This window comes from Rhizobium acaciae (assembly GCF_025941625.1).
Classification (GTDB): domain Bacteria; phylum Pseudomonadota; class Alphaproteobacteria; order Rhizobiales; family Rhizobiaceae; genus Rhizobium; species Rhizobium acaciae.
In genome coordinates, this window is record NZ_JAPCZO010000034.1 from 65156 (window position 1) to 74790 (window position 9635).

Below are 9635 nucleotides of genomic sequence, written 5' to 3' on the forward strand. Positions count from 1 at the left end.
AGTCGACGACGCGTTCACCGGCGGCGAGCTGCGCGGCATCGATACACCGCTCGTTGAGCCGCCTGTTCAGTGCGGTCAAGCGCTGTTGCTCGGCCTCGCTCGATCCATGCGTATAGTGGGATGATGACATTCGCTGCCCCCGCTGAATGGCGCGACAACGGTGCCGGAATTCGGGCGGGTGTCAATGAGATCGACCACATGTCCGCAGGCCCCGTGCGGCGAACCTCTGTTCAAAGTAGAGGCGGTCGGTCACCTCCAGAGCTTCGCCATTTCAATGCCGCTGAGGCAAATCTGAACAAGCCGATAATGGCCCGGCAGGATGCGTTTCAGGATCAATCCTCTCGCCGTTTTACCTCTGACGCACTCGTCATGCTGCCACGGGCTTCTGTGGCGTGGTGGTGGCGTGTAGCGCCGCATCCGCATTGATCACCGCTTCCGGTTGTGATCCGGCAGCGCTGGAAACCTGTACGGCTTTCGAGGCGAAACAGATGCCATTTTCATCAAACGCCGCCTTGATCATGACGAGGGCGCGACGGCGGACCGCGGCCTGCTGTCCGGGCTTTGTCTTGAGCTTCAGCCTCAGCTTGACGCCATACTCTCCGAACTCCTCGACGCCTTGCATCTTGAGCGGCTCGAAGGTGATTGCCTTGAGTTCGGGATCTTCGGCCAGTTCAAGTCCGATCTTCTTGATGAGCTTGCGCGCCTTTTCCAAGTCGGAATCATAGGTGATCGTCAGTGACAGCTTCTCGATCACCCAATCGCGGCTCATGTTCTGGACAGCCCCGAGGACGCCGAACGGCACGGTGAATATTGGTCCCCGGCTGTGCCGCAGCTTCACCGAGCGCAGGCTGAAAGACTCAACGGTGCCCTTGTAACTGCCGCTCTCTATATATTCACCGACACGGAAGGCATCATCCAACAGATAGAAGACTCCGCTGAGGATGTCTTTCACCAGCGTTTGCGCACCGAAACCAATGGCAACACCGGCAATACCCGCGCCGGCAATCAACGGCCCGATCTGAACCCCCATCGCCGACAACGCCATCAGTATCGCAACGATGGCGAGCGTGGCCCAAAGAAAATTCCGCAGAATGGGCAAAAGCGTGTTGAGCCGGCTGCGCCGCTGCGTCTCCTCCGTTTGAACAACCGCCGTATCGCGCACTTTTGCAATTTGATTATCAATGAGGGTGCGTAGGATCCGCCAGACCAAGTCCGCGACCAGAAGGATGATGACAGCAGAGATGATGCCATGAGCGACCCGGACGGGGGGCGTGTCAGCCGCGCTGAGCGCGACAAGGTCGATGTTCCACGCCCAAGCGAGGAGCAGCAACCCGGAAATGATCAGAATGAACCGGATGCCCCGACTGAGAAGAGTTGCGCCTGCACTCGGTGTTGCCGCGCCGATCCCGGACGAAGCAGGCTGTTGCAGCAGGTGGACAACGATCCGTTCTGCAATGGCGATAGCCCAAACGAGGCCGATCGCTATTGCAGCAAGCCAGAATAGCTGTACTGCGCCGAACGCCCACAAGCACCACAGCAGCACGAAATAGGCCGAGATGAGACCCACGGATGTCTTCGCGCGGACAAAAACCTCTCCATGCGTTGCAGCATCCGCGATCGCTGGCCCCGGCGCTCGCCTGACCGTATCGATGCCGACACCGAGGAGCCCCAATCCCAACGAATATGCGACAATCTCGCGGGCTTCGACTGAGAAGCCGAGAAGGCTCAGCGATAGTGTTGTTGCGTAGCTGACGGCGAGGATGATGACAACTAGACCGAGGCGCTGGGTCCAGAACCCAGCCGACTCGCCGTCCATCGGCACGATCCGAAGATCGATCGCGTCCTTTCCCGGCGGCGACAAAAGAAATCGTAACACGGCGCGCGCGAGGAGCACGATGATGAAGGCGAGTAGACAAGCGAGCACGATCTTCTCGATGACCTCAGGCCAATAGTGCAGGGCCACGAAGACACCGATGCCAGCCGCCGCGATGACTGCGACGCGCCCGACGTCATGGGCGAGGCGGCTAGCGAGTACCATCACTTGACCGCGCCTTGTCGGAACGTCCAGCTGCGCCACTCGGGTCATGAATCCTGATGTGGCACGCCGATACAGCCGCTCGGCACCGAAAGCGGCAGCTGCGAATAGTCCGAAAAGGCCGAAAAGGCCGACAAGGCCAGCCAGACCAACCTTCTCGGCATCCGCAACAAGGATGGACCAGGCTGCTGCGAACTCAGCAGGCAGCGTCGTCAGTGCCCGGGCGAGGCCATGGATGTGCGCCCGAACGGCCCTGACATAGTCGGCCAGTGGATGAGAGAGATGCGGCGTTTGGGTGGTTATCGGGGGGACTTGAGTCGTCGCCGATGCGGCTTTGTGGGTCTCAAGCCATTTTTGAACTCCAGGGTCGGCCAAAAGCGACAGAAGTGCCTCGATATTGGGTGGCAGCGGTTCGCTCGATGGTGCGGTATCGGCTCGCGCCACCAGCATGACCCCAAGCAGCATGAGGGCAGCAAGAATCAACACACGCATCGTGTTCTTCTCCAGTTAAGCGAATATAGTCCAAATTTCGCCATTCATCCGTGCCGTAAATCTCCTAGTATAATTGCGTGCGGATAGTCGTGCGGCGGGTAGTTTACACTAACCAACGCCCGGACGCGACATTTCGAGGCCGTCATCGGCGTGCTGTCGTCTTTGGTTACAGTGCCTGCTCGAGGATCAGCGCCTTTTCCTCATCGGGCCTGACCTTGCCGCCAAGTTTTATCCAATCCTGTGTTCGCTCCAGCGGTCTTTGGTTGCGATATTTGAGGTGGTAGCGGCGGGTTGCGGTGCGGAGCCATTTCGGCTGCGCAGCACCGCATCACGTCGCGGGTTGATGGTCTGAGCGAACTCGGCAGGTGTCAGCCAGCCGAGGTCAGAGTGCGGTCGGTGACCGTCATATCGCTGCGCCAGTTCGAAAGCGCTGATCGAGTATGGGTCAGTGACGAGAAGAGGGTTTCATTCAAGAAATCGTCTCGCAGCCGCCCGTTAAAGCTTTCGATGAAGGCGTTCTGGATCGGTTTGCCAGGCGCAATGTAATGCCAATCCACCTTGGTCCGATCCGCATCACCGTCATTGTACGATACCGGCCTTGCGTAGCCCCTCCACGACGAGCTCGAAATCGGCGGGGTTCTTGAAGGGCAAGACTTTGCGACGGTATTCCAGGGAGTAGTCGGGATTGACGCGCATCACCTCTTGCCACGTCGCGCGAGCCTCTTCAAAACGGCCGAGGTGCCCGTAACAGGCGGCCAGAAGCGCGCGCGAGACATCGGTGATGGGGTTGCGGCTCACGCGCTGCAGCAACAGTTCGACGGCCTCTTCGTACCTTCCCAGTTGAAACAAGGCCAAGGCCCGAAAGTGGAGAACGATATCCGGAAAATACGGGTTCAGGACACTCGCCCGATCGAAATAGGCGAGTGCCTCACCGGATCTGCCCGAATAGATGAGTGCCTCGCCGAGGCTGACCTGCCCTTCGGCAAAGTTCGGATTGAGGACGATCGCGCGCTCGGCCTCGCTGATGGCTCTATCGTGCTGTCGCAAGTAAAGGCTGACCAGACTCAGTGCCCAGTGTGCAACGGGATCGCTATCATCCCGCGCTACCGCCAGCGTCGCGACCTCTTCGGCTTGCTCGAGCGAGCGCTGCGGCAACGCGCTCCACCGGTTCAGGTAGTCGAGCCCGTGGGTAAGGGCGATGAAGGCGTGCGCCGAGGCGAAGTTCGGGTCCAGCTCGACGGCACGTTGCAAAAGGTCGCGGGCGTCGCTGTTCGTTTGCTTCGTCAGCCGGTGCCACAGCTCCCGGCCACGCAGGAAGCAGTCATACGCCTCGGGGTGCCGGGTCTGCCCCGGCGCAAGTCTTTGCCGATCGCCCTCTGTCAGGTTGACCGCCAGCGCATCGACGATCTGCTGCGTGACATCGTCCTGAACCGCGAATATGTCGGTGAGGTCGCGATCGAACCGCTCCGCCCATAGATGCCCGCCGGTGGTCGCGTCGATGAGCTGCGCGGTGATGCGTACCCTGTTTCCCGATTTGCGGACGCTGCCCTCAAGGACATGCCGCACGCCGAGCTTCGTGCCCACCTCCTGCACCTGGACGTTCTTGCCCTTGAACGTGAACGACGAATTGCGGGCGATGACGAAGAGCTGCGACAGCTTCGATAGCGCCGTGATGATGTCTTCCGAGATGCCGTCGGCGAAGTAGTCCTGTTCGGCGTCACCGCTCATGTTGGTGAAGGGCAGGACGGCGATCGACAGCTTTGGCGGCGCTGCCGTCGCCGGTTGGCTCGTCGCGGTTTCCGAGGTCGCGGCTAACTTGATCGCTGCGCTGCCGACTTGCAGCGAATAGACCCGGATCGGATCGGCGATGTTCTTGAGCTGCGTGCTGCCGAGATCGCAGACCGAGAGGTCGAGCCTCGCCTTGACTTGGCGATAGGCATCCTCGGACAGGCAGATCGCGCCCGCTGCGGCGACGCCCTCCAATCGCGAGGCGATGTTGACGCCATCGCCCATCAGATCGCCGTCGCTTTCCTCGACGACGTCGCCCAAATGGATACCGATCCGGAACTCGATGCGACGGTCCTGCGGGACGCCGTGATTGCGCTCCACCATAGCGTTCTGCACCTCGATGGCGCAGCGCACGGCGTCCACCACGCTGCGGAACTCGACCAGCGCACCATCGCCGGTGCGCTTCACCACCCGGCCATGGTGCACGGCGATCGTCGGATCGATGAGATCGCTGCGCAGTGTGCGCAACCTCGCCAGGGTGAGATCCTCATCGGCGCCAGCAAGCCGGCTGTACCCGACCACGTCCGCGGCCAGGATTGCAGCCAGCTTTCGGTTCTCGCTCATGGCGCTGTCTCCCAACTTCCAAGATAACAGGGAGACAGAGGGCAAGAAAGAACTTTCAGCCGCTGCTCAGGGCGATCCTGGTTGAGATCGCGTGGGCCATGGCTCATCCAGTTGCCAGTCCGCTATCGGCCCCGGATCTGCCGCACTCATGAGGTCACGGCCTACCTCCTTCGAGGTAATTGCAACTTTCAGTAAAGGCACTATCTCAAGTGCAGAAATTGGCCCGAGGGGACGAGCAGGCTCGGCTGGAAGAAGGGCAACACGGCGCTTCTTCTTGACGATGCCGGTGGCAATGGCTGGATCATGAAGGGGTTCCAGCTGGGACTGAAGCCTCAGCACACGCACTGCCGCAGCAGCAAGCACGATCATGGATGGGCGACGACAAGCCCTCGCCGTCTCAACACGCCTCCAGCATCTCACCTGAACCGCCGCCTTAGGCTTCGAACCGACTGTTGTCGATGAGGACATGATGATGATCAAACGTGCAATATCGCTCACGGTAGGACTTGTTGTCGGTCTTTCCCTTTCGGAACCCGCTTTTGCTCAGGAGGCGATCTCGGAGCAGGAGGCGCATAACATCGGCGTGGATGCCTACGTCTACTTTTATCCGCTGCTGTCGATGGACGTCACCCGGAAGCAATTCACCAATGTCGAGCCCGGCAAGGAGTTCGGCAAAGGGCCGATGAATATGTTCGTGAATGTTCCGGAATATCCCCCCGCCGATTTCAAAGGCGTCGTGCGTTCGAATTTCGATACGCTCTACTCCATTGCGTGGCTGGATCTTACCAAGGAGCCGCTGGTCATTTCGGCGCCGGATACGGCCGGACGCTATTATCTCCTGCCGATGCTCGACATGTGGACGGATGTCTTCGCATCGCCGGGCTGGCGGACGACGGGAACGGCGGCGGGCCAGTTTCTCGTCACGCCGCCCGGTTGGACGGGGACGGTTCCGGACGGCGTCACGCCGCTTGCCGCGCCGACCCCGTATGTCTGGATCATCGGCCGCACCAAGACGGACGGACCTGCGGATTACGCTGCCGTGCATGCAATTCAAGCAGGCTACCAGGTCACGCCGCTGTCGGCCTGGGGCAAGGCGGCCCAGCCGGTCACAGCCAAGATCGACCCGAGCGTCGATATGAAAACGCCGCCGAAGATCCAGGTCGATACCATGTCGGCCGCGACATACTTCACCTACGCCGCCGAACTGCTGAAACTGCACCCGCCCCACATGACCGACCAGCCGATCGTCGCGCAGATGAAACGCATCGGCATCGAGCCCGGCAAGAGCTTCGACTTCGATAAGCTCGCCCCTGCCGTCAAGAAGGCGCTGCAAGATGTGCCTGAAGCAGCCCAGCAGCTGATGGCGTGGAAGGTGGCGACCCTTTCGCGCGTTGCGAACGGCTGGTCGATGAATACCGACACCATGGGCGTCTACGGAAATTACTACCTGAAGCGGGCGATCGTCACGCAATTCGGGCTCGGCGCCAATCTTCCTGACGACGCGATCTACCCGCTGAACCTCGCCGACGAAACCGGCAAGCCGCTCGATGGCGCCAACAAGTACATGATTCACTTCGAGAAGGGAGCAACGCCGCCGGTCAACGCGTTCTGGTCGATCACCCTCTACGACACGGACGGTTTCCAGGTGGCAAGCGTGCTCAACCGGTTTGCGGTCAGCAGCTGGATGCCGTTCAAGATCAATGCCGACGGCTCTCTCGACATCTATTTCCAGAACGAGAGCCCCGGCACAGACAAGGAAGCCAACTGGCTGCCCGCACCCAAGGGGGCGTTCAACCTCACCATGCGTCTCTACAGCCCAAAGGCAGACGCCCTCACCGGCAAATGGAATCCGCCTCCGGTCACCAAGGTTCAGGGATTGCCGAGCTTGATCGCTCAGTGAGGCGCCGGCATCTTGTCCGTTGAGCCGTCGCTTCGCCCGCGCCTAAGCTAGTGGAATGGACGAGCCAGAAATTCCTCTGACCGGGTCTGGACACGTGGCCGTCTCTTTGGGAACCCTGACGTGGGGCTTCGCCGACGCACCGACCCCGTCACCTCTTTTCCTCCCAATAGCTTTGCCAGAGGTCGAGCCTCGGCTTCAGCGGATCTGCTCCTACCGTCGCGCCGTGATTGGTGAAGTCGATGACCCTGTGGACGAATGGGTCGTGGTGAGGCCATTTTGGCCGTGAGCCGCCATTGGGGTCACCGCGCCTTGCAAATTCGACCCAGTAATCACTCACCAATGTGGCCATGGCCCAGTCGGCAGGCGTAACCTTGTCTTTCACCACTGCGTTTGGAATGTTGAGCGTATACGGAATTTCGAAGCCGTGGAGAGTGCCTTTCCATGCCGGATCGTTGCGGAGAGCCTCGGCGACATAGGAGAAACGATACCACCACGTCGGCTGACCAGCGCGGATCATCTCGTCAGCGAGATGGCGGGATGGTTCGACAAGCGTTTTGTCGGCCAGAACCTGCTGCTTCAGTTCATCGAGGGTCTGTTGGCCGGTGGGATCGTAGAGGGTGCGCGCTTCGGCTGCATGTTTCCCGAAGAGCGCGAAGAGATCGTCTTTCGTCGCGGCCTCACCGATACCGAGATCACGATCATTTGCCCCGACGATGACAGGAACCGGTGCTTGACGGCCTGCCGCAAAAGCCGCTTCCGGCGTTTCGAGCAAAAACCGTCCGTCAATCATCGCGCCTGAGATGCCGAGGACCGGCTCGCCCGTCGACATTCCCTCCAGCACCTCTTGTGACGATGCACCCTCGCTCAGCTTTTCCGCAGGCAGCGCCCGAAGGGCCGTGAGAGCCTCGGCATCGCTGCCATTGATTCCCAGAGAAGCCGCATAGTCCAAGGCGATTTTCTCTGCTTCTTTCAACGTTGACAAAGGCGTACTCTCAGCACGCGCGGTCGGCAGGCCCGGTGACTGTAGAATGGCGCCGCGGAAAAGCCCCCGTGACAACGGCGATATCATGTGCGCCATCACCGAGCCGCCACCGGCCGACTCTCCGAATATCGTCACTTTCTTCGGATCGCCGCCGAAGGCTTCGACATTTTTCTGGACCCATTTCAGGGCTGCAAGCTGGTCCATGTAACCATAATTGCCGACGGGCTCGTCAGGGGCTTCCTTCATCAGTGCAGGATGGGCAAAGTAACCTAGCCGGCCCACGCGGTAGTTCATGCTGACGAACACAACTCTCTGGGCGGCGAGCTGACCACCAGGATATTGAGGGGTGTTTCCATGGACAAGAGCGCCGCCATAAATCCAAACCATCACCGGCAGGGGTGTCCGAGGACGCTTGACGGGTGTCCAGACATTGAGGGTCAAACAATCCTCCGACTTCGGCAGGTCGTCGGTCTGCATGCAGGACGGACCGAAATCGCGGGCATCCTTGATACCGCTCCATGTCTCCGCTGGTCTCGGATTACGCCATCTCAGATCACCAACCGGCGGTGCCGCATAGGGTATGCCTTTGAAGCCGACGACCGTGCCCGACCTCTCACCCTTCAGCATTCCGCTGTCGATCGTAACGGTGTCGTCTGCCGCACCCAATCGTGGCGCGAACGTCAGCTGACACGATGCGACGGCCAAGAAGAGCAGAAACCTGCGACTGCCGTCCACAAACACTGCACTCTCCAACGCCAAGTTGAGACAGATTGAGAGCAAAATACTCCCATGGAGCGGCAACGGAAAGGGTTCATCCGACGTCTACCGGCCCTCACCCCGCCGCAAGCCGCCTGCTCGCCCACGAGAACAGCGGCGGCGGCATCTGGCGCGGGCGCGCTTCGCTCTCCGAAGCCACTGAGATCTGACCGAAGCGATTTTGCCGACGGTGACGAAGAGCCGTCGGCGAAGCGCCCATTCCGGCCGTTCGGGCAGCGTTGGCGATATCCTAGAGCATGATGCCGAAAAGTGTGGTCGGTTTTCGGACGACATCATGCTCCAACTATTTAATTTAGAACAGGATTCAGATTTTAGGCCGACCGGGCCTAAAATCATCCTGTTCTAGGAGCTGCCGTTCTTCATCGCTTCCGCCGATGACCAGATCGGGTGGAATTCCGACTGGCGGCAAGCGGGGATCGGTGGTGTCTTACTTTACTGCCGAAAAGGCGGTCGGTGACAACAGCTGGCTAGAGATATTGGAGAGGATTTGCCCGTCGCGCTCTGACTCGTCGCGGACCTTAAGCCATGCAGGATCAGTGGTGAAAGCTTTCCATTTCACCTCGCGATCGGCTAGAGATTCCCAGGCGATGAGATAGGTGAGACGCTGGCTGCTTTCGCCCACGATTGTGGTGAAGAAACCCGCCTGCTTGATGCCGTGCTTGTCCCATATTGCCAGCGTATGTTCGGCAAAGCGGTTGAGCAGCGCGGGCAATCGGCCGGGCAGGCACTCGTAAATTCTGAGCTCGTAGATCACAGTCTTGCTTCCTTATGTCCCTTGAGAGCGACATGTGTTTGGCACTTGCTCGCCTGCGCCCACAATGTCCTCAAAACTTGCAGCAACGTCAATTTCACGGTGGATCCGTCAATATCCCTCTTAGAACAGGCCCTGCAGGTATGTGCGAACCGCTAATCTTCTGTCAATCCGATCGCCTGTGTTTAGGCGTGGCAATTTTGACCCCCTGGTGATGTCGATCAGCGCGAGAGGCGGGCGACCAGCCCCGTCCTTCGAGGCCCCTTCGGGGCACCTCAGGATGAGGCTGGAGTGAGGTTGCAGCATGGCTCAACGGGAAGCGCAGCGGCACGGCACACCGACCAGC

Annotated in this window: 5 protein-coding genes and 1 pseudogene; 1 reads left to right on the plus strand and 5 read right to left on the minus strand. The window is 60.0% G+C overall.

The window, feature by feature from the left end; genetic code table 11:
- Positions 1 to 367: 367 nt before the first annotated feature.
- The 3 genes and pseudogenes from OLZ32_RS35345 to OLZ32_RS35355 form a co-directional block, all read right to left on the minus strand.
- Positions 368 to 2527 carry a mechanosensitive ion channel family protein gene (locus OLZ32_RS35345; RefSeq protein WP_264424977.1) on the minus strand — a complete coding sequence of 720 codons (2160 nt, stop codon included), beginning with the start codon at positions 2525 to 2527 and terminating at the stop codon, positions 368 to 370.
- Between the two features lie 228 nt (positions 2528 to 2755).
- A pseudogene (locus tag OLZ32_RS35350) lies at positions 2756 to 3087 on the minus strand (integrase core domain-containing protein); the annotation flags it as partial.
- A 19-nt stretch (positions 3088 to 3106) separates the two neighbouring features.
- Positions 3107 to 4879 (minus strand): adenylate/guanylate cyclase domain-containing protein, encoded by a 1773-nt coding sequence (locus tag OLZ32_RS35355; RefSeq protein WP_264424979.1) that lies wholly within the window; start codon positions 4877 to 4879, stop codon positions 3107 to 3109.
- Positions 4880 to 5351: 472 nt separating this feature from the next.
- On the opposite strand from OLZ32_RS35355, the gene OLZ32_RS35360 reads away from it, so the two are divergent.
- Positions 5352 to 6779 (plus strand): DUF1254 domain-containing protein, encoded by a 1428-nt coding sequence (locus OLZ32_RS35360; RefSeq protein WP_264424981.1) that lies wholly within the window; start codon positions 5352 to 5354, stop codon positions 6777 to 6779.
- Between the two features lie 148 nt (positions 6780 to 6927).
- On the opposite strand, the gene OLZ32_RS35365 is transcribed toward OLZ32_RS35360, so the two are convergent.
- Entirely contained in the window at positions 6928 to 8502 is a 1575-nt protein-coding gene (locus OLZ32_RS35365) for a carboxylesterase/lipase family protein (protein WP_264424983.1), read from the minus strand.
- 463 nt (positions 8503 to 8965) lie between these two features.
- Entirely contained in the window at positions 8966 to 9292 is a 327-nt protein-coding gene (locus OLZ32_RS35370; protein ID WP_077980431.1) for an NIPSNAP family protein, read from the minus strand.
- Positions 9293 to 9635: the final 343 nt, after the last annotated feature.

Coding starts and splice junctions, on each gene's coding strand:
- OLZ32_RS35345 (WP_264424977.1), bottom strand. CDS start 2,527: ATGCGTGTGTTGATTCTTGCTGCCCTCATGCTGCTTGGGGTCATGCTG.
- OLZ32_RS35355 (WP_264424979.1), bottom strand. CDS start 4,879: ATGAGCGAGAACCGAAAGCTGGCTGCAATCCTGGCCGCGGACGTGGTC.
- OLZ32_RS35360 (WP_264424981.1), top strand. CDS start 5,352: ATGATCAAACGTGCAATATCGCTCACGGTAGGACTTGTTGTCGGTCTT.